The organism is Actinomadura sp. NPDC048955, from assembly GCF_040649435.1.
GTDB lineage: Bacteria > Actinomycetota > Actinomycetes > Streptosporangiales > Streptosporangiaceae > Spirillospora > Spirillospora luteofluorescens.
Genome location: NZ_JBEZJI010000020.1, coordinates 1 through 21057, shown reverse-complemented (window position 1 = coordinate 21057; position 21057 = coordinate 1). Strand labels below are relative to the sequence as shown.

Sequence of the window (21057 nt, the reverse complement as noted above, 5' to 3'; positions counted from 1 at the left end):
CCCCCTGATGCCGCAACGTGGGGATGAAGGCATCGCCGTCTCCGGTCAACCACGTACGCCATCTCGCTGGAGTGCGCGGTGAGGACCATCGGAGGGAACCTGATGGGTAGAGCAGTCGGCATAGACCTCGGCACCACCAACTCGGTCATCGCGGCGACGGAAGGCGGTGAACCTCGGGTCCTCCCCAACGCGGAAGGGGCGCGGACGACCCCGTCCGTGGTGGCCTTCACCGAACAGGGGGAGAGGCTGGTCGGGCAGTTGGCCCGGCGGCAGGCGATCATGAACCCGAAGGGCACCGTCACCTCGGCGAAGCGCTTCATCGGACGGCGCTACGACGAGATCGAGACCGAGAAGGACGCGGTCTCCTTCGACGTGGTCGAAGGGTCCGACGGGACGGCACGCTTCGAAGTGCGCGGCAAGCAGTACGCGCCGGAGGAGATCTCGGCGCTGGTGCTGCGCAAGCTGGCGGACGACGCCGGCAAGTCGCTTGGCGAGAAGGTCACCGAGGCGGTCATCACCGTGCCCGCCTACTTCAACGATGCCCAGCGGCAGGCGACGAGCGATGCAGGGAAGATCGCCGGGCTGGAAGTCCTGCGCATCATCAACGAGCCCACGGCGGCGGCACTGGCCTACGGCCTCGACAAGAAGGCCAACGAGACCGTACTGGTGTTCGACCTGGGCGGCGGTACGTTCGACGTCAGCCTGCTGAACATCGGCGACGACGTGGTGGAGGTCCGCGCCACCTCCGGTGACGGTCATCTCGGCGGCGACGACTTCGACCGCCGGATCGTCGACCACCTCGCCGATGAGTTCCAGCGGGAGAACGGGATCGACCTCCGAGCGGACCCCCAGGCCCTGCAGCGGCTGTTCGAGGCCGCCGAGAAGGCCAAGGTCGAACTGTCCACGGTGACCCAGACACAGATCAGCCTTCCGTTCATCACGGCCGACGCCAGCGGCCCGAAACACCTCAACACCTCGCTGATGCGCTCTGCGTTCGAGCAGATCACAGCGGACCTGATCGAGCGCTGTGTCGGCCCGGTGGAACGGGCGATGAGCGATGCCAAGGTCACCGCCGACGACATCGACGAGGTCATCATGGTCGGCGGGTCCACCCGGATCCCCGCCGTACAGAACCTCGTCCGCAGGCTGACCGGCGGCCAGGACCCCAACATGTCGGTCAACCCCGACGAGGTCGTGGCACTGGGCGCCGCGGTCCAGGCCGGCGTCCTCAAGGGCGAGGTCAAGGACGTCCTGCTGCTCGACGTCACGCCCCTGTCGCTCGGCGTGGAGACCATGGGCGGGGTGATGACCAAGATCATCGAGCGCAACACGACGATCCCCGCCCGCCGCACCGAGACCTTCAGCACCGCCGAGGACAACCAGAACGCGGTCGACATCGTGGTCCTGCAGGGTGAACGGGAGCGGGCCGCCGACAACCGGGTGCTCGGTCGCTTCCGGCTCGAGAACATCCGCCCCGCGCCGCGCGGCGAACCGCAGATCGAAGTGACGTTCGACATCGACGCCAACGGCATCCTCAACGTCTCCGCGCGCGACCAGGACACCGGGGCCGAGCAGCACATCACCATCAGCCAGAGCTCGAACCTCGACGAGAGCGAGGTCGAGCGCATGATCGCCGATGCGGAGCAGAACCGGCAGGAGGACGCCCGGCTGCGCGCGCAGGTCGATGCGCGCAACGAGCTGGACTCGGCCATCTACCAGGTCGAACACCGGCTTGGGGAACTCGGTGACACGGTGCCCGTGCATGAGAAGTCGCGGGCCGAGGGGCTGATCGAGGACGCCCGGCAGGCCATCAAGGAGGAGGCGCCGCTGGACCGGCTGCGCACGCTCACCTCCGAACTCCAGCAGATCCTGCACGGCTTGGGAACGACCACCGGAGCGGGCGCGGGCGAGCGTCCCGCTGGGGCCACAAAGGAAGGCTCGGATGACGATGTCATCGACGCCGAATTCACGACGGACTGAGCAGACCGGACAGTCGGCCGACCACGACCGGTCAATCGAGCGGCCAGACCGCGCCGGGCAGGGGCCCGAGCAGGAGAAGCCCGCCGAGCCGGCCGGCCGGGAGCCCGGCGAGGTCGAACGGCTCAGGGCGCGGGTCGAGGAACTCGAGGACCTGTGGCGGCGCGCGCTCGCCGACCTCGACAACCTCCGCAAGCGCATGGCACGCGAACTGGAGACGCAGCGCCGTGCCCAGCGGGCGGAGGTCACCGCGGCGTGGCTGCCGGTTCTCGACGACCTCGAACGCGCACTCCAGCACGCCGAGTCCGACCCGGCGAGCGTCGTCGAGGGCATTCGCAGCGTCCGGGACCAGGCCGTGGCGACTTTGCGCGACCTCGGTTACCCGCGTCGCGATGACCTGGGGGTCCCGTTCGATCCGGCCCGGCACTCAGCGGTCGCCGTGCGCACCGACCCCGGTGTTCCGCCCGGCACGGTGGTCGAGGTGCACCAGCCGGGCTACGGCGACGACGAGAACCAGTTGCGTCCGGCGCTGGTGTCGGTGTCGGCCAGGGCCGGTGACTGATGGCCGTCCAAGATCCGTACGAGGTGCTCGGGGTCTCTCGGGACGCCGACCAGGACGAGATCCAGCGGGTCTACCGCAAGCTCGCCCGGGCCCACCACCCCGACATCAACAAGGACCCCGGAGCCGAGGAGAGGTTCAAGGACGTCTCCGAGGCCTATGCCATCCTGTCCGACCCGGAGCAGCGCCGCCGCTATGACGCCTTCGGGCCCGACTTCCGGCGGGTTCCGGAAGACGTCGACCCGGACATGTGGGCACGCTCCCGTGCGGGTGCCGCTGCCGGTGCCGGACGCGCCGGGCCTTACGCCACCACAGGCGGCGGCCGCACCGGCGGGTTCGGCGAGGACATCGACCTGGAGGATCTGTTCGGTGGGATCTTCGGTGGCCGCAGGCGTGGCGGCGGCTGGTCGGCCTGGTCACCGTCGCAGGGCGCAGACCAGGAGGCCGAGATCGAGGTCAGCGTCGAGGAGGCGTACCGAGGGACCAGACGCACCATCACCCTCGAGCGTCCAGGAGGCCGGCAGACCCTCGACGTCACCGTTCCCGCCGGTGTGACCGACGGCCAGCGCATCCGGTTGGCCGGGCAGGGCGGGAGCGGCGACACCGCCGGCGACCTTTTCCTGGTGGTGCGGATAGCCCCGCATCACCGCTACCGCGTCGAAGGTCGCGACATATACACCGACCTGCCGCTCGCTCCGTGGGAGGCCGCCCTCGGCACGACCGTGGCACTGCAGACGCCCGGCGGCGAGGCCAAGGTGAAGGTGCCCCCCGGCACGTCCAGTGGGCGGCGGCTCCGGCTGCGCGGCCGCGGGCTGCCCAGCCCCCGCGGCACCCCTGGCGACTTGTTCGCCGAAGTCCGGATCGTGGTGCCGCCCGAGACATCCGAAACGGAACGCCGACTGTTCGAAGAGCTCGCCTCGGCGTCACCGTTCGACCCGAGGAGATCGTGATGGTCCATCTGCTGCCCGGCACGGTCTACGCCATCATCCCGACCCGTTCCCGGCGGATGGACCTCGATGCCTTCGCCGAGGCCGCCGGAATCCATCCCGAGCTGGCACGCCGGCTGGTGCGTCTCGGGCTGCTCGATCCCGAACGGGACCGCTCCGGCAGGCTCTGGTTCCCGCCCGCGCAAGTCGCCGCATACGCACGCCTCGAACGCCTGCGGACGGGGCTCTGCCTCAACTACGCCGCGCTGGGACTCGTGGTCGAACTGCTCGACCGCATCGCCGAGCTCGAGCGGGAACTGCGCATCCAACACCACACCGGAGGCCGAACGTGGACCCCAATCGCCTGACCCAGAAATCCCAGGAGGCCTTGCACGACGCCCAGACCAAGGCCTTGCGTTTCGGCCACGTCGAAGTGGACGGCGAGCACCTGCTGCTCGCCCTGCTCGACCAGGCCGACGGACTGGTCCCGCGACTGCTCACCGAGGCGAAGGCCGATCCGGCACGGTTGCGCGAGGCGCTGGAGGCTGAGCTGGGACACCGCCCCAGCGTGAGCGGTCCGGGCACCGAGCCCGGCAAGGTCCTGGTGACCCAGAGGCTCTCCCGCCTGCTCGACACCGCCCAGCAGGAGGCCGAAAGGCTGAAGGACGAGTACGTCTCCGTGGAGCACCTGGTCATCGCACTGCTGGAGGAGGGCTCGGCGACGGCGGCGGGACGGCTGCTGGGCCGTCAGGGCATCACCAGGGATTCCTTCCTGGAGGCCCTCACCCGGATCCGCGGGAACCAGAGGGTGACGTCCGCGATGCCCGAGGTCGCCTACGAGGCGCTGGAGAAGTACGGCCGTGACCTGGTGGCCGATGCTGCGGCAGGCAAACTCGACCCCGTCATCGGCCGGGACACCGAGATCCGCCGTGTCGTCCAGATCCTGTCCCGCAAGTCCAAGAACAACCCCGTGCTGATCGGCGACCCCGGCGTCGGCAAGACCGCCATCGTCGAAGGACTCGCCCTGCGCATCACCAACGGCGACGTCCCCGAGGGCCTCCGCAACAAGACGATCTTCAATCTGGACGTGGGCTCGCTCGTCGCCGGCGCCAAGTACCGGGGCGAGTTCGAGGAACGCCTCACCGCCGTGCTCAACGAGGTCAAGGCAGCCGAGGGCCGGATTCTCCTGTTCGTCGACGAGCTGCACAACGTCGTCGGCGCAGGCGCCACCGAAGGGGCCATGGACGCCGGCAACATGCTGAAGCCCATGCTCGCCCGCGGCGAACTTCACATGATCGGCGCGACGACCGTGGAGGAGTACCGCAAGCACATCGAGAAGGACGCGGCCCTGGAGCGGCGCTTCCAGCCCGTCCTGGTCGACGAGCCCACCGTCGAGGACACCGTCTCCATCCTGCGCGGTCTGCGCGAACGCCTTGAGGTCTTCCACGGCGTGAAGATCCAGGACGCCGCCCTCGTCGCCGCCGTGACGCTCAGCCACCGCTACATCTCCGACCGGTTCCTGCCGGACAAGGCGATCGACCTGGTCGACGAGGCGTGCGCCATGCTGCGCACCGAGATCGACTCCCTGCCGGCGCCGCTGGACGAACTCACCCGCCGCGTCATGCGGCTGGAGATCGAAGAGGCCGCACTGTCCAAGGAGGAGGACCCGGCGAGCAAGGATCGCCTGGAGAAACTACGGAAGGAACTGACCGGGCTGCGCGCCGAGGCCGACTCCATGCGCGCCCAATGGGAGGCCGAGCGCCAGGCGCTCCGCAAGGTGCAGGCGCTGCGTCAGGAGATCGAACAGGTTGGGCAGGAGGCCGCTCGCGCCGAGCGCGACTACGACCTCAACCGTGCTGCCGAGCTGCGGCACGGCCGGCTGCCCGACCTGGAGCGGCGGCTGCGCGCTGAGGAGGAGCGGTTGGCCGGCAAGCAGGGCGGCGGACGGCTGCTGCGCGAGGTCGTGACCGAGGAGGAGATCGCGGCGATCGTGTCGCGCTGGACGGGCATCCCGGTGAGCCGCCTCCAGGAGGGCGAGCGGGACAAGCTGCTCAAGCTCGACAAGGTTCTGCACGAGCGCGTGGTCGGACAGGACGAGGCCGTCCAGCTGGTGTCCGACGCCATCATCCGCGCCCGCTCGGGCATCAAGGACCCGCGCCGCCCCATCGGCTCGTTCGTCTTCCTCGGCCCCACCGGCGTCGGCAAGACCGAACTGGCCCGCACCCTCGCCGCGGCCCTGTTCGACACCGAGGAGAACATGGTCCGCATCGACATGAGCGAATACCAGGAGCGCCACACCGTCAGCCGGCTGGTCGGCGCACCCCCGGGCTACGTGGGATACGAGGAGGGCGGCCAGCTCACCGAGGCCGTCCGGCGCAAGCCCTACTCGGTCGTGCTGTTCGACGAGATCGAGAAGGCACACGGCGACGTCTTCAACACGCTGCTCCAGGTGCTCGACGACGGCCGCCTCACCGACGCGCAAGGCCGCACCGTCGACTTCCGCAACACCGTCATCATCATGACGTCCAACATCGGGTCGGAGCATCTACTGCAAGGCGTCACCTCAGAGGGTGACATCGAGCCGGACGCCCGCGACCGGGTGATGGGCGAGTTGCGCCACCATTTCCGCCCCGAGTTCCTCAACCGGGTCGATGACATCGTCCTGTTCAAGCCGCTCACGCTGCCGCAGATCGAGCAGGTCGTCGACCTGATGTTCAACGACCTTCGCGCCCGGCTGGCCGACCGGCAGATGCACCTGGCGATCGACGAGGACGCCCGGCGGCTGATCGCCGAGCAAGGCTTCGACCCGGTGTACGGCGCCCGCCCGCTCCGCCGCTTCATCGCCCGCGAGGTCGAGACCCGACTCGGCCGCGCGCTCATCGCGGGGGATGTCCGGGACGGCGCGACCATCCACATCACCGTCGCGAACGACGAGCTGGACGTCCGCTACGAGAACCCGGTGTGATGGACCAGGCGCGCCGGCCTACGGGCGGCGGACTTCGCCCGGTTCCTTGTCCGTGCGGACACCACGCCAGCTCGGGTGCCGCATCGGTCATCGCCGAGTCCACTCGGTGAAGGCGACCTCACCGACCCGTTCCGGCCGCACCCAGCGGGCGTCCCGCGCATGCTGAGGGGGAACGTCGGGAACCGGCGGGTCATCCTGCCGCAACGGCGTGAGACGCTCGGCGAGGTCGTCCAGATCGCGGTGAAGCCGGTACCTACATGGCGATCTGCGACTTGTCGCCGCGGTGCAGCACATCGAAGATCACATATGAGACGGGGTTGGACTGGGCCAAGGCCTGGATGCGGTGTGGTCGACGAAGGTGCATGCGTGGGCCGAGCGCCTCGAACGACGGCCTGCCGTCCGGTCGGAACGCCACGAACTCCCCGTCCAGCACCACCGGCACCTCGACCGCGGCGGCGAGCGGGGGGGGGGAGTTCGGGCCAGGCGACGGTGATGTCCTTGTCGTTGCGTGACATCAGCTGCAAACGTCCGTCGCGGATGTATGCGACAGCGCGGACTCCGTCCCGCTTCAACTCGGCCGCCCCGCCTTCCATGGTCGGCAGCTCCCCCGGCACGGCCAACATCGGCGGATACGCCGGCAGGTCCCCCATGACTACGACCTACCGCCCGGCGGGCTCCAGGATGCCAGCCGCCTGCAATAATCGGGGAAATTCCGCTTCTACGGTCCAAAACTTCACTCCGCGAGGGACCCCAGGGAGCTTTCCGAACGCCGCGCAGTATCCAGACACAAAGAAGGCACAGCACACCGATCAGCAACGTAGCCAGAGTGACGGTGTTGTACAGCTTGGCACGCTGGCGATTGATGACGCACGGCCGGGCGTTCCCACAATTGGTAGTCAATGATGAGCCACGCCACCGAGGCCACGACCGCCAGCACCGCCAGGACTGTCTGCCGGATCGGACCTAGCGCATCGGCGATCTTCCAGATGGTGGCGTTGACCACCGCGAACGCCGCAGTTGCCAGCACCCCGGCCAGCGCGCCTTGACAAGCCGGTGGACAGCCGCCAGGGAGGGCTCGCTCGGATCATGCCGGACAGCAGTCGGAGATGGCCCAGCAGCCCCGGCGTCACGAACCGAAGCTCTGCTTCGGCCGAGCATGAACAGCTGCTTCTTCACTGCCCGATGCTGGCGACCAGATTGATGGCGACCGCCAATATTCCGGTGCCGAAGGCGTACGCCAGCAGGGCGTGCCCCAGGGCGGTCCGGCGGATCCGGGTGTCGGCGGGTTCGCTGTTCGAGACCGCGAACGACATTCCGAGAGTAAATGCCATCCAGGCGAAATCGCTGTATGAGGGAGGCACGTCCTGCTTGAAATCGATGCCTCCGTCGGCGTCTTTGTAATAGAGGCGGGCGTATCGGAACGCGAACACGGTGTTCACCAGCGCCCAGGAGAGGACAACAGCGCTGACGGCGAGAATGACCGCGGTGACCGAGAGCGCGTCCTGACGGCCCGCGTAGCGGATCTGGGTGTCGGCCACGATGGCCAAGCTCGCCACCGAGGCCAGGAGCACCACCGCGTCGGTCGAGCGGGCGTCGCCTTCCGCCTCGGCCAGCAGTTTGGTGTCGCCCGGCCCCTGCGGCCAGCTGAGCCACCACACCCATGTCAAGATCATGCCGGTGGCCAGGATCCACCCGACCAGCAAGCTCACGTCCGCGACCCCGAACACGGCGACCGCGGCGCCGCCGATGACCCCCGCTCCCAGCGACAGCACAAGCCTGCGGGCCGACAGGAACCGCTCGGGAGGCCCGGTCCCGTTCTCCTCAACGGATGGGTGGAGATCTTCGCCCACCTCGCCTCCAAACGATCAAAAGTCCCGAGGTTGCGAGTGCCGGCTTGGTGACGACAGCCGGTTCGCGCGAGGTGCGGCGCATCATCTGGACTGCCATCGTGCCCTCCCCGACGGTTGAAGCGACTCTCTTCACCACCCGCTCCGGACATCACTGGCTGTGAGAACATGCCACTCCAGTGCGTCTCCAGCGGTGTGCCCGGCACCGCCCGCACGAACCGTGCTCGCCTACCCCCAGGCGTTCGGCGAACTATCCGGTATGCGGCCCTGCGCCGATGAACACGAACATCGCCCGCACCGGCACCGTCTCACGGTCCCCGGTGCGGTTGTTCTCGGAACCCGTCGCGCAGTGTTGGTCTCCGCACGCCTTCCCGAACATTGGCGCGCTGCGGCAAAGACTCCATCGAGACGCGCCGACGGGCACCCACTCCCTCGAGGTCGGAGACCTCGGACCATGATCTTCCTCCTGGACTGAGGGAGCCATGGGGAGCCGATCGGGGAGCCACCGTGGTCGGACTCCTCCGGACTGGCCATGTCTCCCCCGGACGTCTCCGCAGGTGAGGGGCTCCCCGATCGACTTCCATCGACCTTGATCGACTGGTCTGCTGTGCCTGGGGGTCAAGGGGTCGTGGGTTCAAATCCCGCCGTCCCGACAGAGTCTTAGCAGGTCAGAGGGGCTTCGAGTATCGCACTCGAGGCCCCTTTTTCGATGCCCTAACGGCGCTCGGGAGCCACAGGGGGAGCCACCCACGCGAAGATCGACTCTTGTACCACTCCAGTGGACGTGACCTCGATCTCGCGGTGCCCGTCGGCGTTGACGCCGGTGGCCACCAGCACGTGCACGTTGACGACCCGGCCGCCCTCGCGGACCTTCTGGGTCAGGGCGTCGACCCACACGAACGCATAGGGGCCGCCGTCCAGCGGCCGGTTGCGGAACGCGGCGACCTGGGCGTCCAGCACCTTGGACATCTCCGAGACCTGGCTTTGGAGATGCCCTTGATGCCCATCTGCTCCACCAACTTGTCCACCCGCCGCGTCGAGACGCCCAGCAGATAGGACGTGGCGACCACGCTGACCAGGGCCCGCTCGGCCCGGCGGCGCCGCTCCAGTAGCCACTCGGGGAAGTAGGACCCGCTGCGCAGCTTAGGGATCGCCAGCTCGACGGTGCCGGCGCGGGTGTCCAGTCCCGCACCCGGTAGCCGTTGCGACGGTTGACCCGCTCGTCCGAGCGGGTCCCGTAGTCGGCCCCGCACACCGCATCGGCCTCCGCGCTCATGAGCGCCTCGGCCATCGTCTTGACCATCGACCGCAACACATCGGGCCCACACGCCCCGATCTGCTCGGCCGACCAGCCCGCAGACATCCGATCTTCCTAAGGTGTCAAGCGGCGGCCGCCAGACGGGCGCGGAAGGCGGTGGCCTAGTCATAGAGCTCGCCGGTCTGCAGGCAGTGGTGCAGGCAGCCGATCATGCGGTTGAAGGTGTTGCGAAGTGCGCTGGAATGCCGGTCCCCGGCGCCTCGACGGTGGTCATAGTGAGCGCGGGGGCCGGGGGCCCGGAGTGAGGCGAACGCCCAGACATAGCCGGCTGCGGCCAGGCGCTGATTCTTCCCCTTGCGATGGTGGACCGCTGTGCTGCGTCCAGAGGCGCGGGTGACGGGCGCTGAACCGGCATAGGCCTTGAGCGCGCGGGCGTCGGCGAACCGAGCCCGGTCGTCGCCGATCTCGGCCAGCACGCGGGCGCCGGTCAGGTCAGCCAGGCCCGGGAAGCCGACGATGATCGCGGCGTCGGGATGCTGGTGAAAGGCCTGGCTGGTGGCCTCGGCGAGGTCGTCGGCAGCCTGGCAGGCAGCATCCAGCTGCAGCAACAGGGCCCGGGCCTGGTGGCCGAGCGCGGCTTCGACCATGGGGAGTTGGTGCAGATGCTGCTGGCGCAAGACGGCCCCGAGTTGCTCGGCACGGTTGTCCAGGTTGCGTTGGCGGCCTGCGCGGCGCAGCGCCGCCCGCAGCCGGGCCTTGGTGAGCTTGGCGGCCTCGGTGGGGGTGGGCGCCGTGGTGAGGACGGCGCGGGCTTCGCGGGAGGTCAGCCCGACGTTCTTGACCTGAAACGCTTGGAGCACAGCGGGAAAGAACTCGCGCAGCAGTGAACGCCGCTGGTTGGCCAGTTGCTGGCGGTTCCAGACCGCGTCCTGCTGGGCGCGGGCCAGCACTGCGATGGACTGCACGAGTTCGGAATCTTCCGGCAGCGGCCGGTGATGGGCGGCGTCGACCCGCAGAATGTTGGCCAGTGTGAACGCGTCGGCGTGGTCGCTCTTGGACCGGGCGACGGTATGACGCTCGCGATAGCGGGCGACGGCGAGCGGGTTGATCGCATAGACCCGGCGGCCGGTGGCGCGCAGGCACGAGACCAGCAGGCCGCGGCTGGTCTCGATGGCGACCGGGATCTGCTCGTCGGCGTGGTCGCCGTGGTCGGCGAGCAGATCGACCAGTGCCTGCCAGCCGGTGACGTCGTCGCTGATGCGGCGGCGCGCGAGAAGTTTGCCGTCGGAGTCCACCAGAGCGACATCGTGGTGTTTCTCTGCCCAGTCGATCCCGCATGGCACCTTCAACCGCCGTACTCCTTCCGAGGGGTTGGTGCAGCTCAGAGCCGTGCAGGGGCACGCCACGCCCTAATGAGAGAGCTCGACGGCTCGACATCCGATCAGCAGTTCGTGGCCCCAGCCCGCCGCAGGGGCCACGCTCTTCGGTAAGGGCTCAGGGCCCTGGTCAACCGGGTGGTGTTCCCTGTGGTCGGCTCAGAACACGATCCTGCCGAGGGCGTCGGCGCGATGGGTGGTGACCGAGAGGTGCCGGCCCGCCGCTGCCTATGGGGAGGACTTCAAGTCCAGGGACACCCAAGACGTCTCCCGGCACCCTTCGATCACCACCCACCCATCGCTCATCCCGATCCCGCACTGCCTGCAAGAAAAGAGGTCAAGCGCCTCTGGGTCCACATAGGCATCGATCGAGAAGAGCTGCAGGGAACGAAGCCCCACGGGAGTCATTAGGGTCCACACTGTTGTCCACGGCCACCGCGTTCCTCTCCTTCGGTCTTGGTCGATTCGAAGGATCACGCGATGGCCGTCTCACGTCACGACGCCACGCCCTCTGACCAGGTCAAACTCATACACCACCTCCGTGGACGCAACCGGCTGTGCCGGTTGGGTGTGGGCTGGTTCCAGACCTGGTTCTAGCGTTTCACCCGGTGGGTTCGATACGCAGGACGGCGGCGGTGTCGAGGATCTCGACGACTTCCAGGCTCATGGCGTTGTTGATGGTCGCGGCGGTTCCCTTGTCGCAGCTCAGCCGGACGTCACCGCCCTGAGACGAAACGCCGCCGCCACCGGAACAGCCCGAAATGCTGTAGCCCGACCCCGTCAGCGGCGCGACCATCTCGACCGCGCGGCCGGTGATCGCCGTCACCTCGATCGGCCCGAGGCCGTACTTTCCCGGCACGGTCACAACGTCACCCACGGCGACCTTGATCTCGCACGTCCCGTCAGCGCACGGCCCGGTCGACGTGGGATCGGGCGCCGGTGACCCAGAACCGGATCTGGCGGGCTGGCCCTTGGCGGGAGACCCGTTCGGGGAATCCGAGGAACACGACGGGAGAGCGGCGAACACGACAGCGACAACAACGGCGACCACGGCGGTCGATGACCTTCTTCGCATCATGGTCATATGGAACCGCAGCGGTGCGGTGGGCGGTCGGCGAACGACGCACACCCTCGTCATCGGCACCCCGGTTCCGCAGGTTCCTCACCCCCCCGGCGACTCGTGGGCCGACACCGCACCCAAGACCATCAGCGGATGGCTCACCCGGGGCGGGCCCAAGGCTCTCCCAGCGCCAACCCCTCTTTCGCCGTCGCAGCCGCCAAAACCGCATACTCCTGCTCCGACGGCGCGACCCTCACCGACCGACTCCGCCGCGGCGACCGAACCGAACGCCGCCTCCGCGGCACGTCCGAACCCGCGCGGGCCAATGACACGACTTCATAGACCGGCCTGGAGCCCGCGAAGATGCAAGCCGCCCTGGAGTATCTCCATCGCTCGGGGATGCCGGGCGCGAACGCCGAGGTACGCAATGGCGTCCAGGTGTGGCGCGGTGCTTCGGGGCCGCCGATGTCCGGACGGGACGTCCCGTCACACCCCAGATGCGGCAGCCCGTCGGCAGCGTCACCGGATGCTGCTCGATCACACGAGCGGCATAGCCGAATACCTGCCCTATGCCTTCCCGTCCCCCCAGGGATTGTCATCCAATCCGGACGTCTCGAGCCTGGACGACAACAGATTCCGGCAGTTCAGCCCGGAAGAACTGATCGAGTTGGGGCTCGGCGCCCCTGCCGGCGGCCAACCTGGAGGGCCCACGGGTGTGTATTCCAACACCGACTACGTGCTCCTCGGCCGGCTCCTGGAGAAGGTGACCGGTACGACGGCCGAGAAGTACATCACCCAGAACGTCACCAGGCGAGCCGGGCTCAGGCACACGGGGTTCCCGGACGGACCGCGTCCGAAAGGTCCGCACTCGCGGAGGTACGAGTCGTTCTAGGCCCTGATCGATCCGCCGCGCGACTACAGCGTCTACGACAGGTCCCGGGTATGGACGGGCGCCGACCTCGTGTCGACCACCGGGGATCTCAACCGCTTCTACAGCGCGCTGCTCGCGGGCAAGGCGGTCGACAGGTCCTACCTGACGGAGATGCAGCACATCGTGCCCGTCCTTAGCCAGGACGGCCAGAGCAAGATCGACTATGGTCTGTGCGGCTCCTCCGCCCCGGCGGGCGGAGGAGCCGCGCCCTGCCGGGAACCGGCCGCGCAGGAGTACCCCGCGATCTCTTCGGCGACCAGCGCCTCGGCGCCCGACCGCCTGCGGGAATGGTCGATGACCTGCGAGTCCGTGGCCGCGGTCGCTCTGTTCGCGAACGTCGTTTTCCGGACGGAATTCGGACGTTTATCGATCAGGTGCGGCGCGTGGTGAAAGAATGGACCGATGGGTCAGGTGGACGTTTCCCCCTATCAAGGTCTGGCGCCGTTCGAGCCCGACCGGAGCGAGATGTTCTTCGGACGTGCGCAGGCCACCCGCGACCTTCTCGGCCGCCTGGGCCCGCGGCTCGAGGAACACGGAACGATCCTGCTGGTCTCGGGCTCCTCGGGAGTCGGCAAGTCATCGCTGCTGCGAGCGGGGCTGGTGCCGGCCCTGGCGGAGGGGGCACCGCCGCTCACCGGATCGGCGCGCTGGCCGCGCCTGCTCATGACGCCGACGGCGAAGCCGCTGCGCGCCTTGGCCGAGGTCTGGGTGCGGGCTTTCGGCGGCCAGGTCGAGGCGGTGCGTGAGCGGCTACGCCGCGATCCCCGGCATCTGCCGTCCGAGCCCTCCGGTACTAACGCATCGGACGGGCGTTTCATCCTGGTGGTCGACCAGTTCGAGGAACTGTTCACTTTGGTGGCCGACGAGCGGGAGCGCCAGGCGTTCGTCCACGCCCTGCACGCCATGGCCGATGGGCCGCGGCGCGCCGGGGTGGTGATCGGCGTTCGCGCGGACCACTGGGACCGGTGCGCCGCCTACCCGCAGTTCGCCGAGGCCATCCAGGACGGTCAGGTCATCGTCGAGCCGATGACGGAGTCGGACCTGCGGCTGGCTGTCACGGGTCCCGCGGCCGCGGCAGGGCTGGAGATCGAGCCCGGCCTGGTGGATCTCGTCATGAGCGAGCTGGGCGAGGGCCGCGCGGCGGACGACCGCTACGAGCCCGGAGCCCTGCCGCTGCTGTCGCAGGCGCTACTCAGCACGTGGGAGAGGCGTGAGAACGGCCGGCTCACCATCCGCGGCTACGAGGAGTCGGGCCGGGTCCGCGACTCGGTGCGGCGGACGGCCGACGAGGTCCTCGCGGGGTTGCCGCCGGAGGATCGCAAGATCGCGCTCAGGGTCTTCCGGCGGCTGACGGTCCTTACGGCGGGCGGGCGGGCGGCGCGGCGCCGTGCCACCCTGACGGAGATCCACGCCGCCGCGGCGGCGGACTCCGCGGAGCGGCGGGAGCGGGTGGAGGCGCTGCTGTCGGCGCTCGCCGGCCGGCGGTTGCTCACGCTCAACGAGGACGGCGCCGAGATCGCCCATGACGCGCTGCTCACCGGTTGGCCGCCCCTGCGCCAGTGGCTCGAACCCGACCTGACCGCGCAGGCCGTGTACGACGGGCTCGTCGAGGATGCCGGACGGTGGGCCGACAATGGCCGCGACTCCGCGTTCCTCTACCGGGGCGCCCGGCTGCTGGCGGTCCAGGACGCCCGGCCCCGCTGGGATCGCGATCCCGACAGCTTCCCTCCTCCCGGCCCCACCGTGACAGAGTTCGTCGCGGCCTCGGCGAAAGCCGCCCGAAAGGCGAGCCGCCGCGGCCTCGTCATAGCGGGCCTGGTGGTGCTGTCGCTACTCGCCGTCACCGCCGCACTCCTCGCCGTCGCGGGGTGGCGGAACGCTCCCACGCCCGAGGCGCGGTACAGCCTGCTGGATGCGGCGGCAGACCTGCGCGGGCCGCTCACTCAGCCGCGACGAGTGGGAGCGCTGCATCCCGGATGAGCCCTTCCAGCAGACATGTCCACAGGCACGCGGTTGACAGGCGGGACAGGACCTCCGATGGATGGACGGACGACGATGTTCCTTCTCGGTTTCCGGCGGCGGACCGGCATGTCCGCCCCGGAGCTGGTCGCACTGTTCCGGTCGATCATCCACGAGGGCAGGCAGGTGCACCCGGTCGCGGGCGACTTCCTGGAGCACTTCATGGACGGTGCCGGTGCCCCCAGGAGAATGTCCCTGCGCTGGCTGCGCTCGTTCAGGGCGATCCGGCGGGCCGAGCGCAAGAACCAGCGGCGGTTCGAGCGGCAGCTCTTACAGGAGGCGAAGCGTCTGAGCGACGGCGCCTCGTCGTGGGTGCACGATCGCTGGGACGTGCGGATCAACGCGTTCATCGGCACCGAGCTGTTCTACGTCAGCAGGATGAGCCTGCTGCGCTCGCTGGGCTCGTTCGTGGTGACCCGGACGGGGGCGCAGGTCCGGGTGTCGGGAACGATCCGTCACCACTGGTTCGATCCCTATGACTGGGATCGCGGCCGATGGGTCTACGTCCCCAGGCACGGGTTCGTTCCCATCGCGGTCGGCCGCGACCTGGTCGAGGCCGACGAGGCGCGCGACTTTCTCATGGAGTCACGCCACGTGCAGACGCTGGAGGGCACCTGCCGGGCCGGGCGCCGCCGCCTGCGGGGCGGCGAGACGGAGTTCGAGTGGTTGCTGGTGGGGCCAGAGCACCGATGACCGCCTCGCCACTCCGCTGCCTCGGTAGCGGGCGGGGGGAAGGTGGCGCCACGGTGTGGGGGCATGCTCGGTGCGGCAGGTGTGTGACTAGGCGCGTTCAGGTGGTGATGCGATCGCGGCGCACCTGTCACCGAGCGCCCTGTCAGCACGAGGTGACGGTCTTGAGGCTTCCGGACCCCTTCTGGGAGTCGGGAACTCCTCTACCTGGGCGAGCTTTCCGCCGCGGAAGGCGGATGGCGGGTTCGCCAGCACCGCGTAAGCGCCGGCTATGAGCAGTTCCCTGACGCCCCTCCTAAGCCGCCGCCCCATCCGCCACCGAAATGCTGCCCGACGGAGCCGAGGGCTGGGTCCGGACATGGTTCCGGTCGACGTTGACCGTCGTCAGATCTCGAAGTATCTGCCCGCGCGGCCGGCCCTCGGCCTCGGTGAGCACCTGGAGAAGGTTGATCATGCGTAGTGGGCCTCTCCGGTGGTTCGCGACCGAATCACATTGCTCACCGTGAGGCTGCGATCAGGAGCATCTCCTGCACGCTGATCGGGGCGAGCCGTCAGGGACGCGGCGAGGGTGATGAGTGCGCTGAACAGGTGGGCGTGGCGTTCGCAGCGGACGGTCAGGCTGCGATATACCGGCAGCCAGGCGATCGTGCGTTCGATCTTCCATCTGCTTGTCGGGCACCGACCGGCGCGCAAGCTCTGCCAACACCACAGTCCGAGATCATCCCGGCTGAATGCCCGGGGCGTCGTCCAGCTCGGATCGCTGGCGTAGCGAAGTCGGTGGCACGGCCATTGCGCATGGTGCCGGTCAGCCGCAGGACGGGGTTCATGCCCGCCTCGCGATCGACGGATGCCGGTCTGTCGCCGTTCAGGGCGGGTGGGTGTTCGTCACCTGGGGTGGACGGCGTCGAAGATCCTTCGGAGGTCCTCGGGGGTGACGCCCTCCCGAAGCTCCGCCGGGTCGTCCACGACATGTTCCAGGTGGCCGCGGGCCGCCTCCAGATCACCGCGGCGTGCGGCGATCCGCGCGGCGGCGCGGTGAGCGACCCGATGCCTGGGGTGCCGTTCGAGGAGGGCGTCCACCAAGGGACTCGCCTCGTCGTCGAGTTCCAGGTCGCAGAGAAGATCGACCAGGTCCGAGCGCGGGTCGAACAGCGTGGTGGCCATGAAACCGCTGTAACCCTTCCGCACCCACGGGTGCACTTCGACCGCTGTGCGCAGCCAGTCAGCGGCCTCGTCCAGCCGTCCCTGACCGCGCAGGGACAGGCCCAGCCAGTACGCCGCCTCGTGCAGCGGCTCCTTCTCCTCGCGGCCTTCCCAGGCGATCCGCAGCACCGGCTCGGCTTCGGCGTACGCCCCGCGCCGGACCATGCTCCGTCCGGCGAGCCAGCCGCACCAGGCGACGCCCTCCTGGACCGCGAGCACCCACATGCGCTCAGCTTCCTGCCGATCGCCGTACTCGTCCGAACGCGACCCTGCCCACCAGGCGGCCTCGCCGTGGCCGAGCCGGGCGGCGCGCCGCAGCCACTTCTCGGCCTTGAATTCGTCCTTGGCGTACAGATAGAACCGCCCGACGCGTTCGATCAACTCCACGTCGGCGGAATCGGCGACCGGAGCAGCGGCGGCACGTTCATAGGCGGCCTCGGCCGCGGGCAGGAACCACTCGATCACGTACTCCGAGTCGGCGTTACAGATGTCGTACAGGAATTCGCCCAGTTCCAGCTTCGTCTGCGAGTCGCCGTCCTCGGCCCCCAGGCGGAACCACTTCACAGCCTCCGGGAGTGCGCGCTTGTGCCGGAGGAGCCGGGCCAGTTCGGCCGCTGCCACGCGGTCGCCGGCCTCCGCGGCGGTGCGCAGGTCCGGCAGCCGCGCCTCATCCACCTCGTCGAGCACGTTGTCGGGCTGCCGGCGATACTCCTCGACACGCTCCAGCCCGGCCTCGTAGTCCTTGTCGTTGTCCTCGTCCGCTCGTTCGCCGTATGCCGTGTACCAGCGCTGCGCCTCATCGAGCCGCCGTTGATTCAGGTAGAGGACGGCCAGGTTCCACATCGCCTCAGGCCGGCCGAGGTCCGCCGCGCGCCGCAGCCACGTCTCGGCCTTGTCGAGGTCACCGTGCTCGCGCTGCAGGAGGCCGTAGACATACGGCACGAATCCCGACGCCGGGAACCGTTCCGCCCCCTTCTCCATAGCGCTCTGCGCGTGTTCCCAACGGTCGAGCTGGACCAGCAGCAGTGCCTTCCAGACCAGAGGAGCGTCGTCCTGCGCCACTTCGGCGGCCTTGTCGTATATCGACAGCGCGTCATCGAGGTGCCAGGGGTACGTCCTAAAGTTCTCGGCCCGGTCTTGCAGGTCGTGGACGGCATCCAACGCCCACTCCAGGTCGTCCTCGTCCTCTTCCGCCTGATCCAGGAGGTCGTCGCACCTGAAGATGTCGCCGGAGAGGCCGTCCATCAGGTCCAGAGCGTCACCGGCAACGTGATCGCCCTCTCGCTGCGCCTCCTCCAGCCGTGCCCTGGCCTCGTCCCCCCGGTTCTGACTGGCGAGCAGGATCGCACCGTTGGTCTTGCACTCCAGACTGCCCAAGGCGGCGCCCCTGTCGTACCACTCGGCCGCCCCGGCGAGGTCGCCGGATTTCTCCAGCAGTGTCGCCAGGCCGAACGCACAGCCGCCGTCGCGATCCGCCGCGGCCCGGTACCAGCGCTCCGCCTGTTCGTACTCGCCCCTGTCGCGCAGGATGATCGCGAGAGTCCGGGCGGCGTGCCCGTCGCCCGCGAGGGCGGCGGGCTCCAGCCACGGCATCGCCCCGTCCACGTCCTTGACCGAACCGCCCATCAGGAACGTGGCGTACTCCACGCCGGCCTGCAGGTCTCCCGTCCGGGCAGCGGCGCGGAGCTCGGATTCGGTGGGTTCCTGCGGGGAGTTCGTGGACATCTGCCAGTCATACCAGAGATCGTCCAGCTCGCCCGACATGCCGGGCCGACAGCGGGCGGGGGCGGGGGCGGGGGCGGGGGGTGCACCCGGACGCTCCTGTACGACGCGGCTGACCGTCAGGTGGGTGGGAGCGGGTTCTCAGGTCGCGAAAGCGTAGATTGGCGAGTTCGCTCAACGCGTCCCGTTTTCACAGGCGGTTTCGACCAGGAGTTCGAGTCAGCATTCGGCGGGCGTGGTAATGGCCGTCGAACTGCTCAGAGCTGATGATTCCCAGCGGCTTCTCGGGGCGGTGGGGGCGAACTCCGTAGCACGGAAATGTGCAGGTCACCTGATCGTTCAGGGCAGTAATGAGGATGGCGGTGATGATGGTCTTGGCGTAGCGGACAGTTGCGGCGGAGACGTCGTTCTTCACGGGTGATCACCGGCTTGAGCTGTTGCCGGTAGATCTCCCGGTGACCGCCGGAGAGGAGTGCCCGCACAGATCGGCGATCGCCTCGATGGGCACCCCGCCCTCATCCATGATCGAGACGAACGAGTGACGCGGCTCGCGCGGCGACCAGGTCTCCCCCGATCCCCGCCTTGCTGGTGGTGAGCCGGAACTGCCGCCGCGCGACCGCCTGCGGTGGACGGCGAGCTTGTCGCCGTTGGAGCCCGCCTCGACCTGCGGCCGCCGTCGCCGACTGGGGTCGTCGTGCGGCCGCTCAGCGGCAGCGTGGAGCTTGGGTCCTTCCCAGGTCAGACTCATTCGTCGCCGGCTCTTGACATCCGGGGGCTGGTGCAATCAGTCTCTGACAACGGTTTCAGTGACGCGGGCAACAGACAGGAGTCGATGTGGCGACCATCCACGACGTGGCGGCGCGGGCCGGTGTCTCCCCCGCCACCGTCTCGCGGTTCCTGCGGGGACAGCGGGTCAGGTCGGCGGAGGCCATCCGGGCCGCCGTGGATGAGCTGGGCTTCGCACCGAACATCGCGGCGCAGTCGCTGAAGTCGGGACGCACCCGCACCATCGGTGTCGTCGTCCCCGACATCACCAACCCCTACTTCGCCGCCGTCGTGAAGGGCATGGAGTCGGTCAGCCGCGACCGCGGCTACCGGCTGCTGCTCGCCAACAGCGACGAGAGCGGCACCCGCGAGGCCGACCTGCTCGCCGACATGGCACGCCAGGTGGACGGCATGATCCTCGCCCCGGCCACCGAGCACGAGCAGACCCCGCTGCAGCTGCGCGACAGCGGGCTCCCGGTCGTGTTCATCGACCGGGACCTCGCCGACGGGGAGAGCTTCGACGCCGTCCTCGTCGACAACCGCGCGGGCGGCCGGCAGGCCGCCGAGCACCTCCTCTCGCTCGGCCACACCCGCATCGCGATGATCAGCGGAGGCCAGGAGTCCACGCCGGGCCGGTACCGGCGGGACGGTTTCGTGGAGGCCGTGTCCGCCGCCGGCGTCGAGATCCCGCCGGAGTACGACATCATCGGCGACTTCCGCGAGGAGCGCGCCTACCAGCTCACCCTGTCGCTGCTGTCGCTCGCCGAGCCACCGACCGCGATCTTCACCGCGAACAACCTCACGACCCTCGGCGCGCTGAAGGCGCTGCACGACATGCGGGTGGACGTCCCCGGGCAGATCAGCCTCATCGGATTCGACGACCTCGACACCGGGCCCCTGCTGCGGCCCCCGCTGACCGTCGTCGACCGTCCGATGATCGAGCAGGGCGTCCTTGCCATGCGGCTGCTGCTGCACCGCTTCGACGACAGCCAGACCCGCGACCTCCCCCGGCGCATCGTCATGGACACAAAGATCATCGAGCGGGCCTCGACGGCCCCGCCCCAGACCCCCAGGAAGGCGGGCAGGACCCGATGACCGCGACCGAGTTGCACGGATTCCTGCACGGCCTGCCGGGTGTGGACCCGGTCGGTGCGGAGGAGCGGGCGGCGCGGCTCGCGTCCCGGTCGGTCAAGACGTCGGCGAAGGCCGAGGCGATCGATCTGGCGATCTCGATGGTGGATCTGACCACGTTGGAGGGTGCGGACACGGCGGGGAAGGTGCGGGCGTTGTGTGCCAAGGCCGCGCACCCCGACCCGGCGGACGCCTCGGTGCCGAAGGTCGCCGCCGTGTGCGTGTATCCCGACATGGTGGAGACGGCGGTCGCGGCCCTGTCGGGGTCGGGGATCGGTGTGGCGAGTGTGGCGACGGCGTTTCCGTCGGGGCGGGCGCCGATGGAGGCCAAGCTGGCCGATACGCGGGCGGCGGTGGCGGCGGGCGCGTCGGAGATCGACATGGTGATCGATCGGGGCGCGTTCCTGTCCGGTGACTACGGCAAGGTGCACGAGGAGATCGTCGCGGTCAAGGACGCCTGCGGGCCCGCGCATCTGAAGGTGATCTTGGAGACGGGTGAGCTGGCCACCTTTGACAATGTGCGGCGCGCGTCGTGGCTGGCGATGCGGGCGGGGGCCGATTTCATCAAGACCTCGACCGGGAAGGTGTCGCCGGCGGCGACGTTGCCGGTGACGCTGGTGATGCTGGA

General features: G+C 69.0%; 18 protein-coding genes and 1 pseudogene. 11 read left to right on the top strand and 8 right to left on the bottom strand.

Annotation, left to right across the window (positions count from 1 at the left end):
* The first annotated feature begins 102 nt into the window (after window positions 1–102).
* The 5 genes from dnaK to clpB are packed head-to-tail and all read left to right on the top strand — an operon-like array spanning window position 103 to window position 6427.
* Complete coding sequence (gene dnaK / locus AB0C84_RS20295) at window positions 103–1980, top strand: molecular chaperone DnaK (protein WP_361068385.1); 1878 nt, start codon at window positions 103–105, stop codon at window positions 1978–1980.
* Window positions 1943–2539 (top strand): nucleotide exchange factor GrpE, encoded by a 597-nt coding sequence (locus AB0C84_RS20290; RefSeq protein WP_361068380.1) that lies wholly within the window; start codon window positions 1943–1945, stop codon window positions 2537–2539. The genes dnaK and AB0C84_RS20290 overlap by 38 nt, the downstream gene beginning before the upstream one ends.
* A complete protein-coding gene (locus tag AB0C84_RS20285; protein WP_361068377.1) occupies window positions 2539–3486 on the top strand; it encodes a DnaJ C-terminal domain-containing protein in 948 nt (315 codons plus the stop codon). The genes AB0C84_RS20290 and AB0C84_RS20285 overlap by 1 nt, the downstream gene beginning before the upstream one ends.
* Entirely contained in the window at window positions 3486–3830 is a 345-nt protein-coding gene (locus AB0C84_RS20280; protein WP_361068374.1) for a chaperone modulator CbpM, read from the top strand. The genes AB0C84_RS20285 and AB0C84_RS20280 overlap by 1 nt, the downstream gene beginning before the upstream one ends.
* Complete coding sequence (gene clpB / locus AB0C84_RS20275; protein ID WP_361068371.1) at window positions 3812–6427, top strand: ATP-dependent chaperone ClpB; 2616 nt, start codon at window positions 3812–3814, stop codon at window positions 6425–6427. Before AB0C84_RS20280 ends, clpB begins: the two co-directional genes overlap by 19 nt.
* An 87-nt stretch (window positions 6428–6514) precedes the next feature.
* Here the strand turns inward: clpB and AB0C84_RS20270 are convergent, their stop codons facing one another.
* The 6 genes and pseudogenes from AB0C84_RS20270 to AB0C84_RS20245 all read right to left on the bottom strand — a co-directional run bounded on the left by AB0C84_RS20270 (window position 6515) and on the right by AB0C84_RS20245 (window position 11773).
* Window positions 6515–6721: a hypothetical protein gene (locus AB0C84_RS20270; protein ID WP_361068368.1), complete on the bottom strand. Its 207-nt coding sequence runs from the start codon at window positions 6719–6721 to the stop codon at window positions 6515–6517.
* Window positions 6681–6860 carry a hypothetical protein gene (locus tag AB0C84_RS20265; protein ID WP_361068365.1) on the bottom strand — a complete coding sequence of 60 codons (180 nt, stop codon included), beginning with the start codon at window positions 6858–6860 and terminating at the stop codon, window positions 6681–6683. Before AB0C84_RS20265 ends, AB0C84_RS20270 begins: the two co-directional genes overlap by 41 nt.
* Before the next feature lie 739 nt (window positions 6861–7599).
* The gene (locus AB0C84_RS20260) at window positions 7600–8277 is read right to left on the bottom strand and encodes a DUF1345 domain-containing protein (RefSeq protein WP_361068362.1); all 678 of its coding nucleotides are present in this window, start codon (window positions 8275–8277) and stop codon (window positions 7600–7602) included.
* Window positions 8278–9066: 789 nt separating this feature from the next.
* Window positions 9067–9637: pseudogene (locus tag AB0C84_RS20255) on the bottom strand (transposase); the annotation flags it as partial.
* Between the two features lie 56 nt (window positions 9638–9693).
* Entirely contained in the window at window positions 9694–10881 is a 1188-nt protein-coding gene (locus AB0C84_RS20250) for an IS110 family transposase (RefSeq protein ID WP_361068359.1), read from the bottom strand.
* A gap of 628 nt (window positions 10882–11509) precedes the next feature.
* Entirely contained in the window at window positions 11510–11773 is a 264-nt protein-coding gene (locus AB0C84_RS20245; protein ID WP_361068356.1) for a hypothetical protein, read from the bottom strand.
* A gap of 721 nt (window positions 11774–12494) precedes the next feature.
* Here AB0C84_RS20245 and AB0C84_RS20240 point away from each other — a divergent pair.
* The 4 genes from AB0C84_RS20240 to AB0C84_RS20225 all read left to right on the top strand — a co-directional run bounded on the left by AB0C84_RS20240 (window position 12495) and on the right by AB0C84_RS20225 (window position 15611).
* Window positions 12495–12860, top strand: a complete 366-nt coding sequence (locus AB0C84_RS20240; RefSeq protein ID WP_361068353.1) for a serine hydrolase domain-containing protein — start codon at window positions 12495–12497, stop codon at window positions 12858–12860.
* 69 nt (window positions 12861–12929) lie between these two features.
* Window positions 12930–13289: a hypothetical protein gene (locus AB0C84_RS20235; RefSeq protein ID WP_361068350.1), complete on the top strand. Its 360-nt coding sequence runs from the start codon at window positions 12930–12932 to the stop codon at window positions 13287–13289.
* A gap of 12 nt (window positions 13290–13301) precedes the next feature.
* Window positions 13302–14879, top strand: coding sequence for a hypothetical protein (locus AB0C84_RS20230; RefSeq protein WP_361068347.1), 1578 nt, complete (start codon window positions 13302–13304; stop codon window positions 14877–14879).
* Window positions 14880–14936: 57 nt separating this feature from the next.
* Entirely contained in the window at window positions 14937–15611 is a 675-nt protein-coding gene (locus AB0C84_RS20225) for a hypothetical protein (protein WP_361068344.1), read from the top strand.
* Between the two features lie 882 nt (window positions 15612–16493).
* Here AB0C84_RS20225 and AB0C84_RS20220 read toward each other — a convergent pair.
* Together AB0C84_RS20220 and AB0C84_RS20215 are read right to left on the bottom strand one after the other, a co-directional pair.
* Window positions 16494–18536, bottom strand: a complete 2043-nt coding sequence (locus tag AB0C84_RS20220; protein ID WP_361068341.1) for a tetratricopeptide repeat protein — start codon at window positions 18534–18536, stop codon at window positions 16494–16496.
* 187 nt (window positions 18537–18723) lie between these two features.
* The gene (locus AB0C84_RS20215) at window positions 18724–18948 is read right to left on the bottom strand and encodes a hypothetical protein (protein WP_361068338.1); all 225 of its coding nucleotides are present in this window, start codon (window positions 18946–18948) and stop codon (window positions 18724–18726) included.
* Window positions 18949–19367: 419 nt separating this feature from the next.
* On the opposite strand from AB0C84_RS20215, the gene AB0C84_RS20210 reads away from it, so the two are divergent.
* Together AB0C84_RS20210 and deoC are read left to right on the top strand one after the other, a co-directional pair.
* Entirely contained in the window at window positions 19368–20393 is a 1026-nt protein-coding gene (locus AB0C84_RS20210) for a LacI family DNA-binding transcriptional regulator (protein WP_361068335.1), read from the top strand.
* Window positions 20390–21057 (top strand): deoxyribose-phosphate aldolase (deoC, locus tag AB0C84_RS20205; RefSeq protein ID WP_361068332.1); only part of this gene is annotated, 668 nt, incomplete at its 3' end. The genes AB0C84_RS20210 and deoC, both read left to right, overlap by 4 nt.